We start from the raw sequence: 19,136 nt of genomic DNA, 5'->3' as shown, positions 1-19,136 counted from the left end.
CCCCGGCAGACACGGCTGCGTGCGCACGTGCAGTCAGATGCATGAGGCATCAGCAATGCTGCGCCGAGGCCGAGGCAGGCTGTCGCCGCCGGGTAGGCGTCGATCGTCCAGCCGTCGCCATTGGCCTGCACCCGTCTGCCGTACGGCGCGGCGCCGCCGTGCAACGTGTAGGGACGCAGATGCGGCAGATCCGCACGCGCCCGGCTCGTCACAAGACAAGGCCCGTCCTACACTGCACAGCCGCCGAGACGGTTGAATGCCATGGATACGTTGCCACCCTTACCGGTCATTGCGCTGGGCGAGTATCGCCACTTCAAAGGCGGCCGCTACGAGGTGCTGGGCGTCGTGCGCAGCAGCGAAACCCTGGAGCCGCTGGTGCTGTATCGGCCGCTGGACAGCGAAATCGGCCTGTGGGTGCGGCCTTACGGCATGTTCGTGGAGTCGGTGGACGTGGATGGCGTGAGACGGCCGCGCTTTGCGCCTGTGGCGTGACCAGCGCTGGGGGTGATGCAGGTGTTCGATAAGCGGCCATGAGCACCGCCAAACCGCCGCTCACCACGCCAGATGGGCGCTATCTCGTCGTACGTGGCCGGCTGTGGCGCACGTCCAATCCGCATGTGAGCGCAGAGGTGCGAGCGGCCCTGGTCGGCGAGCCGATGGATGCACGCCGTGCGGTCAAGGCGGCCAGGCGCCACGATGATGCGCAACAGCTGGCGAGCGCACGCGCCAAGGTCGATGCGGCCAAGATCGCGTTGGGAGAACGCGGCCCGGTGTGGTGGAGTGACGGCACCAAGGACTTCAATCGGCATCTGGTCAAGAACACACCCTACGCCGGGTGGTTTGCTGGTCTGAACGCCGCGCATTAGCGTGCGCTCAGCGCCATGATTTAGAGTGGCTAACAAAACTACTGCGCATCCGCCAGGCGGGCGCGGCCGNNTCCTGCGCGCCGTCCACACCCGCCTGACGACTGCTCGCTACGTTTTGTTAGCCACTCTTAGAGATCGATCGACAACAGATGCGGCGCCGCGATGCAGTGTGCATATCCGCATCGCGCAACCCTGCAGGAATCCGATGACTCAGTACGCAAGTTGCCGCATGGACACCCGCGACCAGTTGCAACGGCCCAGCCCGACGCCGCCGGGCTGGGCCGTTGCTGCCTGCGTAACGCGACTCAGCCCAGGTCGCAGTTGCTCGGCTGCGGCCAGGTGGTGGCGGGCAGCATGGCCTTGACGGCGGCCGGTGCGGTGATGCCGATGGTGCTGGCGCCGTACAGGTCTTCAAGCTCGTCGATGCTGACGATGTAGCTGTCCAGCGACCCCAGGTTGGCGCTGTTGGGAATCAGCCAGCTGATGGCGCGCGTGCCGCCGCCCGGGTTGGCGGTGATGATGGTCTTCCAGAAGAAATCCGGGGTGCGAATGCCGTGGCTGCTCAGGAAATAGTCGTTGCTGGTGTCGCTGTAGATCACGCCGCCATAGACCTGCACGCTGGCGATATCGCGGTAGCACTCGGCCACGTTTTCCGCACGCACCCAGATGCCCTGGTTGAAGCTCGATACCTGCGGCACGATGTTGGACATCAGGTTGGCGCGACGGATATAGGTCGCGTTGTAATCCATGTGGTTGGAGGTCACCAGATGGCCGCGGTCGTAACCGCTGCGTACGCTCGCATACGACGCGGTGGAGGTCTGGCCGCCGCAGCCGCTGGGCAGCTCGGTGTCCAGGTTGAAGCTTGAAGGGCGCGCAGCCGATCCGGTATCGGCCTGCAGCACGTACTCGTAGCGCAGCGCGGTGTGGTTGGTGCAGTCGTAGCGCAGCGTGTAGCCGCCCTTGTTGAGGGTGACGATCTGGGCATTGGCAGTGGCACTGACAGCGGCAAGAAGCAGAACGGCAAACAAGGTCCGGAAGCGCATGGGAGTGAATCTCCTGGAAATCAATCGGACGCACGACGCCACCGCCGGCTGCTTGTTGGCAGATCGACGCTCAGCGGAACGCGCGCTGGAAGGGGGACAGTTGGCTCGGTGTGTAGCGAGCGCGACAGCTATCGCATGCAAATGTTGCGTGTTGGTGACGTATGCGTGAGGAATGTGCGGCCGCACCATTTTTTTCGATAAAAATGTGGTGCATTTCGCAGATTCGTCTGGCGCGGCCGCTGCGCGATAAGCGCAAGGTTATGGCTGGCGCGCGCGAATGCGGCTGCAGGTCACAGGTGTTGCAAGCGTGCACTGCCGCGGCAGCGGCAGAGCGGTAGTTGCTGCTACCGGACATCGCCACCCTTGGCGGCCGGGCGGAGGCAGTATCGGCCTGGAGACTGGAGCCGCAACCGGGGGAGCGCGATGGGAATGGCCGTCGACGCCAGACGCATGCCAGGTGAGCCCGAACATCACTGCCGATCTCCGCTGCGCTTGCCGACAGCGGATACAAAAACCCCCCATCCGCAGTCCGTGCGGAAGGGGGGGGGCAGGCGGTTGGCGATGAGCCGATGGCTCGACTATGCGACGTCTCTGTCCAGCTGCTGTGCGCTTGCGGGCTCCAGCTGGAACAGCGATACCAGTTGGGTCAGGGTGCTGGACTGCTTTTCCATCGCACGCGCTGCGGCCATGGCTTCTTCCACCAACGCGGCGTTTTGCTGGGTGGTTTCGTCCATCTGGATGACCGTCTGGTTGACCTGCTCGATGCCGGCCGACTGCTCGGTGGAGGCGGCGGTGATCTGCCCCATGATGTCGGTGACCCGGTTCACGCTGGCCACGATCTCGGTCATGGTGGTGCCGGCCTTGTGCACCAGCACCGAGCCTTCGGCAACCTTGCCCACCGAGGCATCGATCAATTCCTTGATCTCCTTGGCCGCACCGGACGAGCGCTGTGCCAGCGTGCGCACCTCCGAGGCCACCACGGCAAATCCGCGGCCCTGCTCGCCGGCACGCGCCGCTTCCACCGCCGCATTCAACGCAAGGATGTTGGTCTGGAACGCGATGCCGTCGATGACGCTGATGATCTCGGCGATCTTCTTGGATGAGGCTTCGATGCCGCTCATGGTGCCGACCACCTGGCTGACCACCTCGCCGCCCTTGGACGCGACATCGGCGGCGCTGCGTGCCAGTGCGTTGGCCTGCAGGGCGTGTTCGGCATTCTGCTTGACCGTGGAGGTGAGTTCTTCCATCGAGGCGGCGGTTTCTTCCAGATTGGCTGCCTGCTGTTCGGTACGCCGCGACAGATCCTGGTTGCCGGCCGCGATTTCGCCGGCAGCGGTATCGATCTCCGCCGACGAATACTGGATGCGGCCGACGATGTCGGTCAGACGGTCCACCGTGGTGTTGGCATCTTCGCGCATGCGGGCAAACACGCCTGCGGCGCGTCCGTGCATGCGCGTGGTCAGATCGCCGCCGGCAATGGCCCGCAACAACTGCGACAACTCGCCCAGGTTCTTGTCGGCGGTGCTCATCAGCTGATTGAGGTCGACCACGATCTGGCGGAAGTCGTGCTCGTACGCGGTTTCATCGCCGCGTGCGCTGAAGTCGCCGGCCGCTGCGGCCGCGGCAAGGCGCTTGATCTCGCCGTTGACCGACAACAGGCTGGCGCGCACATCGTTGATCGACTGGCTGATCACCGCTTTTTCGCCCGGCAAGGGCTCCAGCTGCTGCGACAGATCGCCGGCGGCGTAGCGTTCGGTCAAGGCCACGATCTGCATGGTCACCGCGATATGGCTGGACACCAGCGTGTTGCTGGCGCGCACCATGGTGCCGAATTCGCCGGGGAATTCCTGCTCGGCGATACGGTGGCTGACGATGCCGGCCTGGTGCTTGTCGCCCATCTCGGTCTGCGCCTGGATCACCCGACGCAGCTGGCGCTGCATGCTGTCCATTGCCTGCAGCAACTGGCCGACCTCGTCGTTGCGGTCGATCGAGATGGCGTTGTCCAACTTGCCCGACGACACCGCATGCGCGATGCCCACGGCGCGATTGAGCGGCTGGGTGATGGCGCGTGCCACGATCCAGCCGAATCCGATGCATACCACTGCGCCGACCAGGCCCAGCACCAGGCCGCCGATGCTGGCGGCGACCGAGCTGTCCACCGCTTCCTGCACGGTGCCGCGGAAACGCGCGTCGGCGCGCTTCTGCATGGCAGTCAGCGTGGTGCGATAGGTCTCCAGCGCCGGTGCCATGGCACTCATCTGTTGCGCATCGGGTTCGCGCTGCTCCACGAAGGCTGCCGCCACGCCATGGGCCAGGCGGTAGTAATCGTCGAACTGCTTGCCCAGCTGCGCCAGTTCCTTCGCATTGGCCGGGTCGGCCTTCTGCAATTTCACGTACGAGGTGTGGATGTCGTCGGCCACCGGTTTGGTGGCCGCCAACATGTCGGCATCGCCTGCGGCGGCCGCGCCGTTGAGCCCATTGATGAGCTTGTCCAGCGCGGCGACATTGCGGGTCATCGCATCGAGCATCGGAAAATGCACGTCGCGCACCGCTTCCAGGCGATCGTTGTTGCGATGAAACACCAGCGTGCTGAAAGCCACATAGCCCGATAGGCAAATGATTGCCACCGCTGCCGGCATCAGGATTTTCCAGAACAACGGTAACGACAGAATGCGGCGCATGATGTGGCTCTCGAGCAAGGGGCGGATCACGGCTTCAGGACGACCTTGACGCTGGCATCCACGGCGGCGGCACTGATGTAACCGATCGCGCCCGGCGTGGCGGCCACGGCCTTCTTGACTGCATCGTCGCCGCTCACACGCTTCGGACGCTGCGCCTTGCCGGTGAACATCAACTGCGACCAGTACGACTTCAGCTGCGCCGAATCGCGCGAGGCGACCTTCTTGTAGAACTCATCGCGCACTGCAACGCCTTCTTCCTGATCGATCGGCACGGCTGCGCCGCCGCCGGGCAGGCTGTTGGACTTGGCCAGAAAGATCTGCGACACCTGTGCCGCGCTCAGGCTGTCGGGGCCGCCCTTGGCGGACATCACCACCACCACATCGGCATTGGCCGAGAACGCAAGCGACGACAACAGCACAAGCAGGCAACCTGCGGAACATTTGGAAAGTTTCATGGGGGCTCTCTTAGAACACGAAGTCGACGGACGCCGACAGCAGGTTGTAGCTGCCGCCCGGACGGAAGCCCGGCTGGATGTTGTTCAACGATCCGAACGAGCCCGCGTTGTTGTTGATGTGGCTGGCCTGCAACTTGAACGCCATGCTCTCGCGCGCGTCCCAACGCAGCGATGCGGTGAAGCTGTGACGGCCGCTTTCGGTCTGTGCCAGTGCACGCGTCATCACGCCAAGCCGATCCTGACCCGCTGCGATGGTCGGGCCCTTGCGGTCGACGTTGGCATAGGTGATCGACGGGGTCAGCGTGCCGAACCGGCCGCCGACGCTGAGGTATCCGGAGGTGGTCTTGCCGTTGAGCGAAGGCGAATAATCGGCACGAATCACTTCGCTGCGCAGGAACCAGCTGCCCGGATCGTAGGCATAGCCCACGCTGGCAAAGCTGCCGTCCACGCCGTAGGTGGTCAGGCGGTCGGCCAGTGCCGGGTTGACGCGCTGATAGACCGAGAACAGACGCTCCAGCTGCGGTGTGGCGAAATCGGTGGTGCCCACGATGTAGGCAGCGCGGAACGTGGACGCACCGGATTCCAGGCCCAGCGCCAGGCCGCGCATGGCGTACACATCGGCCTTCTTGGAATTGATGCGGCCGTAGAAGCCCTGCACGCTGACCACACTCTCACCGGCGTTGATGGTGTACACGCCTTCGACGCCGTCCATCGGCAACAGATAGTTGTAGACCTCGTACGGCGGACGCACCCACGGGGTGGCGTAGCCCACACGCTGGTATTCGGAGAGCATGTACAGCGGTGCAGTGATGCGGCCCAGGCGGGCGGCGAACTGCGGGCCGAACTGATACTTCACATGCGCCAGGGTGACCTTGGGATCGTAATCGCCACGCTCGGCGTATTCGCTGGTCACCTGCAGCACGCCGGTGAAGGCATCGGTGAACTTGGCATTGACCTGGCCGGCGATGCGCGAATCCGGACGTGCCGAGGTGGAGTGGCTTGCGCCGGCGCCTTCCACGGTCTGGATGTCCGGGGTGAAATCGGCTTGATCTTCGGTCGAGTGGACCACGCCCAGCGTGCCGAAGCCGCTGAAGGTGAACATCGAATCCTCCTGCGCATAGGCGCAGGTCGACGAGGCCAGGGCGATGGCGCCACTGAGCAGTTTGACGGTCAATTTCATTGCGGTCTCGACTAAAAAGAGGATGGACGCAGCGCCGGGGCGCAGCGGGCAGAACGGTGATGCGCGTCTCGTCGCGCTGATTCCCGGTAGCGGCCGCCTGTGTCCTCGCTTTAGCGAGATTTTTACAAACCGATGAAACGGTTAAGTTGCTGGAAAAGTATGCAAATGAACGATAGATGGGCGCTATCGCGCCGATTCATAAAGACGCGCGAACGTCGTTTTCCGGCTTGCGACGGACAGCAATGTCCGCTGGTGTTGACCGATCGACGTCCGCCGCGAAGTGCATGCAAAACAAACAGATCGCGCTTTCGATGCAGCACAAGCGCGCTGCATCCGCGTCCCGGGGTTGGACGTCGTCAGCAACATCGCCACGTCCAGGCAAGCCGGACGTGGCGATCTGGTCCCGCGAAGCGACCCACGGTACTCATCCGTTTTCGCTGGCGTTGCCGGGGCCATCGAGCGAGCGCGATGGCTGCTGCCCCGGCTGCCGTGCGGGCGGCAGGTGATGCCGCGATCACCGATCGGCGCTGGGCAATTTGACCACCACCTTGATCTCGAAGCGGAAACCGGCCAGCCAGGTCACGCCGACGGCAGTGACGGTGGGGTAAGGCGCCGGGCCCCAGTAGCTGGCCCACCGCTCCCACGCAGCGTCGAATACGACCTCGGGGTCGACCATGAACAAGGTGACGTCCACGACATCCTGCGATGTGCAGCCGGCGGCGCTGAGGATGGCGTCGAGATTGACGAAGGCACGGGCGATCTCCGCGTCCAGTTCCGGCTCGGGCGAGCCGTCGTCGCGGCTGCCGACCTGGCCGGCGACAAACATCAGGCCATCGGCACGCACCGCCGGCGAATACCGGTGGCGTTCGTACAGCGCATGGCGGGCCTGCGGAAAAACAACGTCACGTGTGGCCATGGAACTCTCCTTGAGGGTGCGACAGGAACGGACGTCCACCCTAAGCGCCCGGGCGTGCGGGATAAATCCGCAGGCGCGACCAACACTATTTGTAGAATCCAAACAATCTTGGCGCAGGAGGGGCGATGGACCGGTTCGATGCGATGCAGGCATTTGCGCGTGTGGTTGAGACCGGCAGCTTCACCAGGGCGGCCGACACGCTGGAGATGAGCCGTGCCAGCGTGACGCAACTGGTGCAGCAACTCGAGGCGCGGCTGCGGGTGAGGCTGCTCAACCGCACCACCCGCCGGGTGCAGGTGACCGCCGACGGCGCTGCCTATTACGAACGCGTGGTGCGCCTGCTGGCGGACATGGACGATGCCGAAACCAGCCTGTCGGCTGCGGCGTCGTTGCCGCGCGGCCGCTTGCGGGTGGATGTGCCCAGCCCGTTTGCGCGCCTGATCCTGATGCCGGCGGTGCCGGCGTTTCATGCGCGGTATCCGGATATCCAGCTGGATATGGGCGTCAGCGACCGGCGTGTGGATCTGATCGGCGAGAACGTGGATTGCGTGGTGCGCGGCGGCACCATCGCCGATCAATCGTTGATCGCGCGCCGGGTGGGCGACCTGAAGACCGGTGTGTATGCGGCGCGGAGTTACCTGCAACGGCTCGGCACGCCTTCGCATCCGTCGGAGCTGGAAAATACCCGGCACCGCTGCGTCGGTTTCATGCGTTGGGGCACCACTACCACGGTGCCCTACGCGATGCGGCGTGGCGCCGAAGCGGTCACCGTGCACGGCCGACATGTCGTCGCCGCCGACGACGGCAATGCCTATCTTGCGGCGGGGCTGGCCGGCATGGGCGTGTTGTGGCTGCCGGTGTACATGGCTGCCGCGCACGTGGCCAGCGGCGAGCTGGTACCGGTGTTCGAAGACTGGCAGCTGGAGCCGATCCCCTTGTCGATCGCGTTTGCGCCCAATCGGCATGTCAGCGCCAAACTGCGCGTCTTCATCGATTGGGTGATCGAGCTGATGGCCGCACATGTGCATGTGGCGCCCCCGACGCTGCGTTGACCGGCGCGCGCTGGGTTTGGCGCGCACGCCGCGGCGCGTTCAGTGCACGACCGATCCCATCGCCTCACTCTGCCGGTTCGCGCCGGACCGGATAGCGCCAGCCGCTGATCGCCGCGAACGGCGAGCGTGCGTAGATCCATTGCAGACGGGCATCGCCGTCGGCGCGGAAGGCGCCATCGCTGGCAAGCTTGCGTTCGAACTCGGCACGCAGCGCGGCATCGTGTTGCAGCAGGCCTTCGGTGAAGGTCACCAGCTCGGTGCCGGATAACCCGCTGTCGGGACTGCCGGCATTGCGGAAGCGTCCGCTGGCGAGCAGCGAGTCGCTGCTGCGCGGTTCGAGCAATGCGGCGGCCAGCATGCGCATCGGTTGATCTGCCGGCACGCGGATGCTCCCGGCCGGGAAGGTTTCTTCCACGCGGTAGGCATGCGGCTGCTGCATACAGGCGTCGGCGACGATGCGGATCTGCTGCACCAGGCGCGTGCGCGACTGCGACAGACGCTCGTAAGCGATGCCGTGCGCCTTGAGCAGGTCCACCACGTCGTCGTTGCCCGGTGGAATCCACCATGCCAGCGGATACTGCACCGCCTGCGTTTGCCGGTATCCGATCACCGGCATCGTCCAGGTTTCGTCGCGGCCTTCCCAGCGCAGCTCCTGGCGACCGGACACCGGCGACAGCGCACGGGTATAGGTCACGCCCTTGAACGGCACCTGCGCAATCGGCTGCGGCAGGCGTTCCCACGCCACCATCAGCGCCTGCGGCCGTGCCGCGCGATCTGTCCGCTTGGCTGCGTCGATGGTTTGCGCATCGCGGCCGACCAACTGCAGCGCTGCTTCCAGCAGCACGTAATCGCCGAGCACGCGTTGCCGGTAGGACTTCAGATGGTGATTTTCCACCAGCACGGTGGGGATGCCGGCAAAGTCGCCATAGCCGGTGGAGTAGCGCGGGCCTTCCGGCGCGTAGCGTAGCCCGGCGCGCGGGTCGTCCTTGTCGATCAGGCTGGGATAGATCGCCGGGGAGTGCCCCTGCTTGCGCAGTGCGTCGCTGACGACCGGGGTAAAACGCTGCTGCAACCAGTCGGCGGTGGCGCGCGAGCGCGCATAGGTGCCCCAACCGGCGTAGGTGAAGGTGATGTCGTATTGATGATCCAGCCCGTCGCTGACATGCAGATCCACATACAGCGCCGGATCGAGCGCGTGCAGCAGTGCCACCATTGCGCGGGTTTCCGGCGCTTCCAGAGCAAGGTAATCGCGATTGAGGTTGATGCCGCGCGTCGTGCTGTTCCAGCCCATCTGCTGCGGGCCGCGCAGTGCCGCGCCGATCAGTGGGCCGCGTTGTTCGTGCCCGTCGATATTGAGGATCGGCACGAAGACAAAATCCACCTCGTCGAGCAGATGGTCCTTGCCACGCTGTGCGATATCCCGCAACAGCATCAGCCCGGCATCCTTGCCGTCGATCTCGCCGCCGTGGATGCCCGCCTGCGCCAGCACCACCGGCTTGCCGGGCCTGCCCTTGTGCGCACGGACCAGCAGCAACTCGCGTCCTTCGCCGGTCGTGCCGAACACTTCCAGCGATAACACCGGCGAGGCGGCGACCAGGCGCTCCAGCCATGCGCGTGTCTGCGCATAGCTGGGCGTGCTCGCAAAATCGCTGCGTTCCACCGGCGTGCGCCAGGGGTCGCCCGGCGCGGCGATCACTGCCTCGCTCTTGCCGTGCCATGCGCGTACCGGCGGCAGCAGCGCGGCGGTGTCGATCGGCTGCGCGCCGAGCTGTGTGGCGCTCAACAGCGTTGCGGCCAATAAGGTGGCGGCAGCGCGTCCGGCGCTGCGCGATGTGCGGTGGGCAGTGGCGTTGTCGGGAGCGTGTCGGTGCAACGCAGGAAGCGCGTCGTGCGGGCGAACGTGGCGCGTAGCGGAAGTCATGTAGGGCGTGAGGATCTCGAGTGGAAGGGCAGTGGTCTGTACCGATACCGGAGTGCAGCGCCGGCGCACTGGGTTCCGGATGGGGCACGGATGCCACGGAGGTGCTGAGCACCTGTGCGCAGGGACGGCCTGAGCGGAACGTCGGCCCGGAGGGCCGCCACAGGTACAGGCGGAGATACGTAATAGAATAACATTTACGCGAGGGTGCTTCTGTCGGCGCTTCTGTCGGCACGACGTCGTACCTTCGAGTACATGCATCGCCGCTGCATCTTGGGCGCCGCTGCTTGCCTCACCAGATCCGGGCTGCGCAAGCAATGTGATAACGTATCAATTTGTCACCATCTTTGCCGTCATGTCCCTCAGCGTTCCCGCGCCTTGCGCGATTGCAATTTCCGACCTGCATGTGGCCTACCACGGCCGCACCGTGTTGAAGGGGTTGAGCCTGCACATCGCGCCCGGCAGCGTGTACGCGCTGCTCGGTGGCAACGGAGCGGGCAAATCCTCCACGCTGTCGGCGCTGCTGGGCTTCGTCAAACCCACGTCCGGCAGCGTGCGGGTCGACGGCATCGACCCGGTCGTCGCGCCCGGCAGGGCACGCGCACGATTGGCCTATCTGCCGGAGAACGTCGCGCTCTACGAGCATCTGAGCGCGCTGGAAAATGCCGACTACCTGCTCGCGCTCGCCGGGCAGCGCTGCAGCCAGGCCGACATCGGCCAGGCCTTCGCAGCCGCAGGGTTGCAGCGCGAGGCATGGAGCCAGCGCCTTGCCGGTTTTTCCAAGGGGATGCGCCAGAAGGTGGCCATTGCCGTGGCCACGCTGCGCCAGGTGCCGGTGCTCCTGCTGGATGAGCCCACCTCCGGGCTCGACCCGCGCGCCATTGCCGACTTCAACCAGTTGGTCAACGGCGTGCGCGCGCGCGGCGGCGCGGTGCTGATGGTCACGCACGATCTGCTGGGTGCCGTGGACGTGGCCGACCGGATCGGATTTCTCGAAGACGGGCGCATCGTCGAAGACATCGGCGCCGGCGACGGCGGCTTCGATGTGCGCAGCCTGCACGCGCGCTTTGCACGACCGCCCGAGCGCGCTGCATGAGCGTGCATGCATGAGTGCTGTGTGGCTGGTCGCGCGCGAAGAACTGCGCTTCATGGCACGCAATCGCTCCGCTGCCATCGGCGTGGTGTTGCTGATGCTGTTGACCCTGGTGGCGGCGTTGACCGCTGCGCATCACCAGCGTGAGGTCACCGAGTTCCGTACGCGCCAGCAACAGGCTGCGCAGCAGGCTTTCGATGCGCAGCCGGACCGTCATCCGCATCGGGTGGTGCATTACGGGCATTTCATCTATCGCCCGTTGCCGGCCCTGGCTGCGTTCGACTCCGGCGTGGATGCCTTCACCGGCAACAGCATGTTTCTGGAAGGCCATCGTCAGAACACCGCCAATTTTGGCGATGTCCGTCAGAGTTCGCTGCTGGTGCGTTTCGGTCAACTGACACCGGCCTTCGTGCTGCAGGTGCTGGCACCGCTGATGCTGGTGTTTCTGGGCTATGGCGCCGTGGCCCGCGAACAGGAGACCGGCACGCTGCGCGTGTTGCTGCTGCAGGGCGCCACGCGTCGGCAACTGCTCGGCGGCAAATATCTCGCGTTGGCCGCCGTGGCCGGTGTCTGCCTGTTGCCGGCCCTGGTCGGCCTGATCCCGATCGCGTTGTTGCCGGGCCAGGCAGTGCTGGTGGCGCTGCTGGTGCTGGCCTATGGCGTGTATCTGCTGGTGTGGTGTGGCCTGGTACTGATGGTGTCGATGCTGTGCCGGCGCGGCCGCGATGCGCTGCTGGTGTCGCTGGCGCTGTGGGTGTGGCTGGCCCTGCTGGTGCCGCGCGTGGCGCCGGATGTGGCCAGTGCGGCGTACCGGCTGCCCACGCGGCTGGAGACCGACGTGGCCATCCAGCGCGATCTGCGCACGCTAGGCGACAGCCACAATCCGGACGACCCGCACTTTGCGCAGTTCAAGCAACAGGTGCTGGCGCGTTACCGCGTGCAACGCGTGGAAGACCTGCCGGTCAATTACAAGGGCCTGCTGGCGCTGGAAGGCGAGCGGCTCACCGCCAGCCTGTTCGAGCGCTATGCGGCGCGCGATGCAGGCATTCAGCAGCAACAGAATCTGCTGGTCCGCATGTTTGCCGCGCTGAGCCCGACAGTGGCATTGCGCGAGGTCTCGATGACTCTGGCAGAAACCGACCTGCGCGCACACGAACGCTTTCTGGCGCAGGCGGAGCGGTACCGGTACATGCTGGTACAACGGCTCAACCAGTTGCAGGCCGATGCGGTGAGCATGGCCGACGACACCGCGCAGGATGCCGGTGCGGACCAGCGCAAGCGCATCTCTGCGGCGCATTGGCAGCGCATCCCGGTGTTTCGCTTTACTCCGGCGTCCAATGCCGAGGTCGTGCGCGCGGCAGCTGTGCCGCTGGGTCTGATCGCGGCATGGATGCTGGCCGCCTGGTGCATGTTGCTGGCCGCCGGTCGGCGCGTGGGAGTGGCACGCTGATGGTGCTGTGGAAATACGAACTGCTGTTGTTGCTACGCGCACGCGCGGCCGTGGCGGGGTTGCTGCTGCTCACGCTGCTGACGGTGTGCAGCCTGCTCTCAGGGCAACACGTCATCGATGCGCAACGCGCCAATATCGCGCGCATCGCGCCGCTGCAGCAGGAAGACAGTGCGGCAGTGCAAGCCTATGTCGCGCGCTCCAACGATGCCGGCAGCGCGGCGTACTACAGTTTCCACCCGACCTGGGACACGCCATCGCCATTGGCCTTCGCCGCAGTGGGCATGCGCGATGTGGCGCCCTACATCCTGCGGATAAGCGCGCTGGGCCTGGAGGCGCAAATCTACGATGGCGACAGCTATAACCCCGAGCTGGCGCTGGCCGGACGCTTCGACTACGCCTTCGTGCTGGTGTTCCTGCTGCCGCTGTTCGTGATCGCGCTGCTGTTCGACCTGCGCTCCGGCGAGCGCGAGGCCGGGCGTGCGCGCATGCTGGCCGCGTTACCGGGCGCCGGCACCGCATTGCTGGTGCGCCGCGTCGTGGTGCGTGCGGTTGCGGTGCTGGCGTGTCTGGGCGTGCCGTTCGCGCTGGCCGCGACGTTCAATGCGGTGCCGCTGCTGCAGCAACTGGCGGTGCTGGCGCTGACCTGCCTGTATCTGCTGTTCTGGGTGCTGCTGGCAGTGGCGGTGGGCCGTCTCCATTGGCGACCTGCCGCGCATGCCACCGCGTTGGCCACCTGTTGGGTGGTGCTGGCACTGGTGGCGCCAGCCCTGGCACATGTGGCGATCAATCAGGCCGTGCCGGTCAATCAGGGTGCCGAGATCGCCCGGCTGCAACGCGAGGCGGTGAACCACGCCTGGGATATTCCGCGCCAGGCCACCATGCAGCGGTTCTATGCGAGCAATCGGCAGTGGGCAGATTCGCCCCCGCTGACCGATGCGTTTCACTACAAATGGTATTTCGCCTTCCATGAGAACGGCGATCAGCAGGTCGCCCCGCAGGTGGCTGCCTATCGCCAGGGTTTGCTGCGCCGGGAAAGGCTTGCCCGGCGCGTGGCCAGTGTGTTGCCGCCGGTGGCAGTGCAGGCCGCACTCACGCACCTGGCACGCACCGACCTGCAGGCGCAGCTGGCCTATCAGGATCGCATTCGCGCCTATCACCAGGCATTGCGTGCGTTCTACTACGGATACCTGTTCCGCGACCGGCCGTTTACAGGCGACGACTTCCAGCGTGCGCCACGTTTCGATGCTGCCGCAACGCCGGCGCTGCAGGGCAGCTAAGCGCGGCGGACGAAACGACTGCGTTCACCATCAGGGCGGTGCGGTCGCTGCTCGGCGCGGCAGGCATCACGCATCACGCGTACGTTCTGATGTTGGGTGCGCCATCCACGCTGAGTCGAGGACGGCGCGCTGCTTTCAGCCGCGCTGTGTGTTCGGCTGCGCTGTGTGCAAGCATTGCGTGTTGCGCAGCTTATGCGCGGACGTCACGCTGCAGTTCGTTCCGATCTTTCGATCGGTCGGCGTCTCTATCAGTTAAGGACGTCGCAAGCGTCAGCGCATCGATCACAGGTTCTGGCGCTGAGTCCTATGCATCCCATGACGCGCCGTGGTCGCAAGTGTCGCCTGCACCGGCTGATACGCGCACCTGCAATCACCCCGTGCCACGCCGCTTCGATGTGCCGCTACGGCTGCGCTTCTTGCCGGCGGCCAGCGGTGCGGCCGTTTCGTCGGCCAGTACGCCGCCGTGCTGCATCTGCTCCAGCCACGACAACGCATCGACATAGCCGAGGAAGTGCTGCAGATAGCCGGGCGAGCGCTCGCGCATCAGGGTGATGCAGCGATGCACCAGCACGCTGGAATTGAGTGGCCCGGCATCCTTGGGCGCGTCCTGCAGCGACTGACGCACCTGGCTGGCGGTGCGCACGGTGGTCCAGGTACGACGGAAATCGTCCAGCGCCGGCAGCTCCGGAAACAGCTGCGTATCGGCGGCCGCGGTCTTTCTGCTGTCCACTTCCATCAGCGCGGCGTGGCCTGCCAACTGATCGGTCAGGGCGCCGAGCGGGCTGCGCTGCACTGCGGGCGATGCGACGCCGGTACGCGTACCGCGCGCAGTTTTCTTGATGGTGGCCGCATACGCATCGACCAGGCCGGCAAGCTTTTCTTCCAGCACCGCACGTACCGCGTCGGCCTGCGTTTCGGCACGCGTGGCCAGCGTCTGCATCAGATGGAAGCGCACCGGGTCCAGCCGGTCGGCGCCCTGGCTGCGCCAACGCTCCAGGCGCGCGCGTGCGGAAGCCGGCGTGCTCATCGCGTGGCCGCGGCCTGCGCGGGGGCTGTGCGCTGCGCGCCGGACGGGCGTGCGATCGGGGCGATTTCCACCCGGCGATTCTTGGCGCGGCGCGCGTCGTCAGCGTTGGAATCCACCGGTTGCTGCGAGCCGAACGCCGCAGCGAACACCGATGCGGCCGGCACGCCTTCGGCGATCAGCGCGCGGGTCACGGTGAGCGCGCGCTGCGCGGACAGCTCCCAGTTGTCGGCATACCGGCGGTTGCCGCCCAGTACCGGACGGTCGTCGGTAAAGCCGCTGACCATCAGCAGTTCCTCGCGCGCGCTCAGGTACTGCGCCAACGGCGCAGCGAGCGACTTCAAGACCTCGCGTCCTTCCGGCTGCAGCTCATCGGAATTGAAGGCAAACAGCACGTTGCCGCGAATGCCGATGCGGCCATCGACCAACGTCACGCGGCCGGCGGCCAGCGGTGCGGCCAGCGCCTGTTCCAGCGTCTTGCGGCGCTGCGCCTCTGCCTGGCGTTGTTTGACCTCCTGCTCCAGACGGCTGGACAGCTGCAGCTGCACGCCGATCACCCCGACCAGGATCAGCACGAACGCGCCCAGCAGCACCGACATCAGGTCGCCGAATGCGGCCCAGACCGGCGTGCCCGATTCGCCATCGCTTTCGATCTCGTCGCTCATGCCGGCTCCGCTGCGCCGGCATCGCCACGCCGGCCATCGAGCTGACGCAGTTCTTCGATGATCTGCTTCTGCGACAGCATGCTGAGGTCGACCACCTCACGCGCCTGCGCCACGTAATACGCCAACTGGTCGTCGCTGCGTGCCAGCGACGCATCCAGCGCGGTGGCTACGTGTTGCAGGCGTTCGTTGAGCTCGCCGGTGGAGGTGCTAAACAACTGCACCGCCATGCCGAAGGCTTCGCCCAGGCTGGCCACTTCCACGGCGCTGCCGCTGACGTGCGCGGCAACTGCGCCGAGCTTGCCGGTTTCGCTGCCGATCTGTTCGGTGAGCTGGCTGCCCACCCGCTGCAGCAGGTCCGCCGAGGTGGTGACCAGTGCGTCGACGGCTTGGCGTTGTTCGGTGGAGGCGTGATTGACCGCGTTGAGCAAGGTATCCAGCGTGGCCAGCAGGCGGCTGCGTTCTTCCAGCATGGCGGTGTCGCGCACCATGCTTTCCGACAGGCTCTGGCGCAGCTCGGCCACCACATCGGCCGCCGCCTTGGGAGCTTCGGAGGCGATCTGCATCAGGCGCGAGATCTCGGCAATCGTGGCGCTGGTCTGCGCCTGCGCCTGGGTGGACAGTTCGCCGGCCGTCGTGGCCAGCGTGTCGCAGATGGCCTGTTGCTGCTGGGTGACGCGTTCGCCGGTCTGTTCCCATTGCGCGGCCAACGTGGCGCTCATCGCGGCAAAGCGCTCGCTCCACAGCGCAAGACGCTGTGCATCGCGCGCTTCCAGTGCGGCCTGCAGCTCGGTATGCGATTGCTGCAGGGTGCCGACCAGGCCTGCGGCATGCGTGTCGAAGCTGGCGGTTGCTGCGGCCAGCGCATCCTGGTGCTGGGTGGTCAACGCGGCGCTGGCGTGTTGCTGCTGTGCGAGCGCGTCGCTCCAGGCAGTGGCGGTTTGCCTGCTGGATTGCTCCATGCGCTTGGATACCGCATCCACCAGTGCGTTGGAGCGCGCATCGAAGGTGCTGGCGAACTGCGTCAGTGCGTTCTGCAGGTCGTGGGTGAGGGTGTGGTTGGCGCGTTGCTGTTCGGCCACCGCAGCGCTCCAGCTGGCTGCCGTGGCGGCGGTGCTGGCCTCCAATCCGCTGGTCACCCCGTCCAGCTGCTGTTGCACGGCCTGTTGCACGCCGTCCTGCAAGGCGGTGGTCTGCCGGGCCAGCTGTTCCAGCGTGGCCTGCAACTGCGTGCCGAGCGAGTGGGTAGCGCGTTGTTGTTCGGCAAGCACCGAGGCCCAGGTCTCGGCGTTGGCGGCGGTGCTGCGCGCAAAGCCGTCATCGAGTGCATGCAATTGGTGCTGCACGGCGGCGCCGACGCTGTCCTGCAGGGCGCTGCTGCGTTGCTCGACCTGCGCCAGCATGGCCTGTATCTGCTCGCTGAGCGCCTGCTGCGCGCGCTCCTGTGCGGCCAGCGCCGCCTGCCAGTGGTCGGCGGCGGTACGTGCGCTGTCCTTGAAGCCGGCGTCGAGTCCACGCAGTTGCTGCTGCACGGCGGTGCTCACGCCCTCCTGCAATGCAGCGGTGTGCCGGGCGATCTGCTCCAGCGTGGTCTGCAGCTGCGTGCTGAGCGCCTGCTGTGCCTGTTCCTGCGCGGTGAGCGCGGTGGTCCACTGTTGCGCGGCGCTGTTGGCACTGCGATCGAACCCGCTGCTGATGCCGTCCAGCTGCTGCTGCACGGCCTGGGTGAGCTGTGCGTGCAGCGTGGCGGTGTCGCGCGCGATGCTGGCCATGGTGGCCTCCATCGCCGGCTGCAACGCCGCGCCAACCGCGCGCGCACTGTCTGCAACGCCGGCCTGCAGCGATTGCTCCATCGAGGCGGCCAGCCGCGCATACGCCGCTTCGGTTCTGGCGTGGAACTCGGCCTGCTGCGTGGCCAGACGTTCGTCGGCGGCGATGCTCTGCTGCTCGATGCTGCCCATCAAGGCCTGCAGGCGATCGATCAGCGCCGGCATCAACGCGCTTTGTTGCTGCTGCAGCTTGAATGCTTCGCTGCGTTGGTGCGCATCCGAGTGCGTGTGCAATTCGGATGCGATCTTCAGGTCCAGCCGCTGCACGGCCTGCAGTCGCTCGCGGCGGCACAGCGCCGACAACAGGCCCAGCATGGCCGAGGTGGCGACGCCGGCGATGGAGGTGCCGAAGGCGAATGCCAGCCCTTCCACCGGTGCGGCCAGCGAACCGCGAATTGTCTGCAGGTCGGTGGCGCTTTGCAGCGCAAACCCGGTGCCCTTGAGCGTGGCCATCATGCCGAGCAGGGTGCCGAGCATGCCCAGCAGCACCAGCAGACCAACCAGATACGGCGTCAGCACCGGGGCCGGCAGCGCCACGCGCGCCCCCTGGATGCGCAGACGCACCGCATTGCGCAGGCTCGGGTGCACCTGCTCCAGCCACGCGTCCAGCGCCGATGGCGCAGCGGTGAGCCCGGTCACTGCGCTGTCCAGCGTGGCGCTGGCCTGGCGGTAGCGATACAGCTCCAGCGCACCGGCGAGGTAACACGCGCCGATCACCGCTGCGACGCAGGCGCCCAGCGGATTGTTGCCCAGATAGCCGAACCCGACCCAGCAAACCGCCAACAGGCCGACGAGAAACACACACACGTGTACAAGAGTTTTGAACATGACGTCCCAGTTAGCGGGTACGAAGCGCTGCAAGCAGGCCTTCGATCGGGTGAAAACGAACATCCAGTTCGGCGAGCAACACGCTCTGCATGTCTTTGCGAAATACATCCAGCCAACCATCGGACACCGCGCGCGGCGCGATCTCCTGTTCGGTTGGCGCGCCGTGCGCGTACGCGGCCTCGCGCAGGCGTTCGAAATGCGTGCCCAGCAGGCCTGGCACGGTGTTCAACAAGCTTTGTTCGCGCGGGCTCAGGGTCAGCTCCATCACCGCATCCACTTCGGCCAGCCGTGCCATGTCGCTGGACACCAGCGTCAGCAGGTCGCGCAGCCGCCCGCGCAGATCGCCGGTGGCAGTGCGCATGGCACGCTGCATCGCCAGGTAATGCTGCCGGAACGGCGCGTAGTCGGGCACCGGCAGCGCTGCATCCGTGTCGGTGACGTCACCTGCCTGGCTGCGCAGCCGCGCAACCAGCGCATCCAGATCGGCCACGCTGCTGGTCGCCAGACCCGCGCGCACGCGGGCGCAGGCGTCGGCATCGAGCGGACGCGGTTCTGGAAGGTCGTCGATGTCGGGCAACTTGCCATCCAGCGCCTTGGACACGGCCACCGCGCGTGTCCAGTCGATCCACTGGCTCAGCCGGTCGGCCAGCGCATGGTTGGACTGGGCGACGCGGACATCGCTGAGGCGTGCGAGCAGGCGAATGAACGCCGGGCCCGAGAGGGGCGCCCGTGGAGCAGACTTCGCCATTGTTCCGGTCAAAGACCGCGCATTTTACACGCGAATGACAGCGGGTCTGCCGGTGCGGCGGGGCAGGCGCTACGGTGGCTGGTGACGTTCATGGTGGGGCGGGACGTGTGGGGC

The 19,136-nt window shown here is 66.1% G+C and carries 16 protein-coding genes and 1 other RNA gene; 7 read left to right on the top strand and 10 right to left on the bottom strand.

Annotation, left to right across the window (positions count from 1 at the left end):
- The first annotated feature begins 261 nt into the window (after positions 1 to 261).
- The 3 genes from Y887_RS07795 (at position 262) to Y887_RS18805 (ending at position 990) form a co-directional block, all read left to right on the top strand.
- The gene (locus Y887_RS07795; protein WP_046963803.1) at positions 262 to 492 is read left to right on the top strand and encodes a DUF1653 domain-containing protein; all 231 of its coding nucleotides are present in this window, start codon (positions 262 to 264) and stop codon (positions 490 to 492) included.
- A 38-nt stretch (positions 493 to 530) separates the two neighbouring features.
- The gene (locus Y887_RS07790) at positions 531 to 866 is read left to right on the top strand and encodes a hypothetical protein (protein WP_046963802.1); all 336 of its coding nucleotides are present in this window, start codon (positions 531 to 533) and stop codon (positions 864 to 866) included.
- A 47-nt stretch (positions 867 to 913) separates the two neighbouring features.
- A non-coding RNA gene (locus tag Y887_RS18805) (sX9 sRNA) lies at positions 914 to 990 on the top strand.
- 181 nt (positions 991 to 1,171) lie between these two features.
- Here the strand turns inward: Y887_RS18805 and Y887_RS07785 are convergent.
- The 5 genes from Y887_RS07785 to Y887_RS07765 all read right to left on the bottom strand — a co-directional run bounded on the left by Y887_RS07785 (position 1,172) and on the right by Y887_RS07765 (position 7,141).
- Positions 1,172 to 1,909 carry a DNA/RNA non-specific endonuclease gene (locus Y887_RS07785; protein ID WP_046963801.1) on the bottom strand — a complete coding sequence of 246 codons (738 nt, stop codon included), beginning with the start codon at positions 1,907 to 1,909 and terminating at the stop codon, positions 1,172 to 1,174.
- 578 nt (positions 1,910 to 2,487) lie between these two features.
- Entirely contained in the window at positions 2,488 to 4,620 is a 2,133-nt protein-coding gene (locus Y887_RS07780; RefSeq protein WP_046963800.1) for a methyl-accepting chemotaxis protein, read from the bottom strand.
- Positions 4,617 to 5,045: a type 2 periplasmic-binding domain-containing protein gene (locus Y887_RS07775; protein ID WP_046963799.1), complete on the bottom strand. Its 429-nt coding sequence runs from the start codon at positions 5,043 to 5,045 to the stop codon at positions 4,617 to 4,619. Before Y887_RS07775 ends, Y887_RS07780 begins: the two co-directional genes overlap by 4 nt.
- 10 nt (positions 5,046 to 5,055) lie before the next feature.
- On the bottom strand, positions 5,056 to 6,225 hold the full coding sequence (locus Y887_RS07770) for a hypothetical protein (RefSeq protein WP_046963798.1): 1,170 nt from the start codon (positions 6,223 to 6,225) through the stop codon (positions 5,056 to 5,058).
- A gap of 514 nt (positions 6,226 to 6,739) precedes the next feature.
- Complete coding sequence (locus Y887_RS07765; protein ID WP_046963797.1) at positions 6,740 to 7,141, bottom strand: Rid family hydrolase; 402 nt, start codon at positions 7,139 to 7,141, stop codon at positions 6,740 to 6,742.
- A 125-nt stretch (positions 7,142 to 7,266) separates the two neighbouring features.
- On the opposite strand from Y887_RS07765, the gene Y887_RS07760 reads away from it, so the two are divergent.
- Positions 7,267 to 8,193, top strand: coding sequence for a LysR family transcriptional regulator (locus Y887_RS07760; RefSeq protein ID WP_046963796.1), 927 nt, complete (start codon positions 7,267 to 7,269; stop codon positions 8,191 to 8,193).
- Positions 8,194 to 8,257: 64 nt separating this feature from the next.
- Here the strand turns inward: Y887_RS07760 and Y887_RS07755 are convergent, their stop codons facing one another.
- Positions 8,258 to 10,114 carry a M14 family metallopeptidase gene (locus tag Y887_RS07755; protein WP_046963795.1) on the bottom strand — a complete coding sequence of 619 codons (1,857 nt, stop codon included), beginning with the start codon at positions 10,112 to 10,114 and terminating at the stop codon, positions 8,258 to 8,260.
- 352 nt (positions 10,115 to 10,466) lie between these two features.
- Between Y887_RS07755 and Y887_RS07750 the strand changes: the two genes are divergently transcribed.
- From Y887_RS07750 to Y887_RS07740, 3 genes are read left to right on the top strand one after another with little or no spacing between them, the layout of a single operon-like run.
- Positions 10,467 to 11,207, top strand: coding sequence for an ABC transporter ATP-binding protein (locus tag Y887_RS07750; RefSeq protein ID WP_046963794.1), 741 nt, complete (start codon positions 10,467 to 10,469; stop codon positions 11,205 to 11,207).
- 10 nt (positions 11,208 to 11,217) lie between these two features.
- Positions 11,218 to 12,654: an ABC transporter permease gene (locus Y887_RS07745; RefSeq protein WP_046963815.1), complete on the top strand. Its 1,437-nt coding sequence runs from the start codon at positions 11,218 to 11,220 to the stop codon at positions 12,652 to 12,654.
- Positions 12,654 to 13,931 (top strand): DUF3526 domain-containing protein, encoded by a 1,278-nt coding sequence (locus Y887_RS07740; RefSeq protein WP_046963814.1) that lies wholly within the window; start codon positions 12,654 to 12,656, stop codon positions 13,929 to 13,931. Before Y887_RS07745 ends, Y887_RS07740 begins: the two co-directional genes overlap by 1 nt.
- 370 nt (positions 13,932 to 14,301) lie before the next feature.
- Here the strand turns inward: Y887_RS07740 and Y887_RS07735 are convergent, their stop codons facing one another.
- Genes Y887_RS07735 through Y887_RS07720 form a run of 4 tightly spaced genes read right to left on the bottom strand, consistent with a single transcriptional unit; the run spans position 14,302 to position 19,022 of the window.
- Positions 14,302 to 14,958, bottom strand: coding sequence for a DUF2894 domain-containing protein (locus tag Y887_RS07735; RefSeq protein WP_046963793.1), 657 nt, complete (start codon positions 14,956 to 14,958; stop codon positions 14,302 to 14,304).
- A complete protein-coding gene (locus Y887_RS07730) occupies positions 14,955 to 15,620 on the bottom strand; it encodes an OmpA family protein (protein WP_046963792.1) in 666 nt (221 codons plus the stop codon). The genes Y887_RS07735 and Y887_RS07730 overlap by 4 nt, the downstream gene beginning before the upstream one ends.
- Entirely contained in the window at positions 15,617 to 18,274 is a 2,658-nt protein-coding gene (locus Y887_RS07725; protein ID WP_046963791.1) for a DUF802 domain-containing protein, read from the bottom strand. The genes Y887_RS07730 and Y887_RS07725 overlap by 4 nt, the downstream gene beginning before the upstream one ends.
- A 10-nt stretch (positions 18,275 to 18,284) precedes the next feature.
- Positions 18,285 to 19,022 (bottom strand): DUF3348 domain-containing protein, encoded by a 738-nt coding sequence (locus Y887_RS07720; protein ID WP_046963790.1) that lies wholly within the window; start codon positions 19,020 to 19,022, stop codon positions 18,285 to 18,287.
- Positions 19,023 to 19,136 lie beyond the last annotated feature (114 nt).

Origin of the sequence: Xanthomonas pisi DSM 18956 (assembly GCF_001010415.1) — a bacterium.
Lineage (GTDB): Bacteria > Pseudomonadota > Gammaproteobacteria > Xanthomonadales > Xanthomonadaceae > Xanthomonas > Xanthomonas pisi.
Note: the sequence above shows the minus strand (reverse complement) of the source record. Positions and strands in the feature narration are given on the sequence as shown.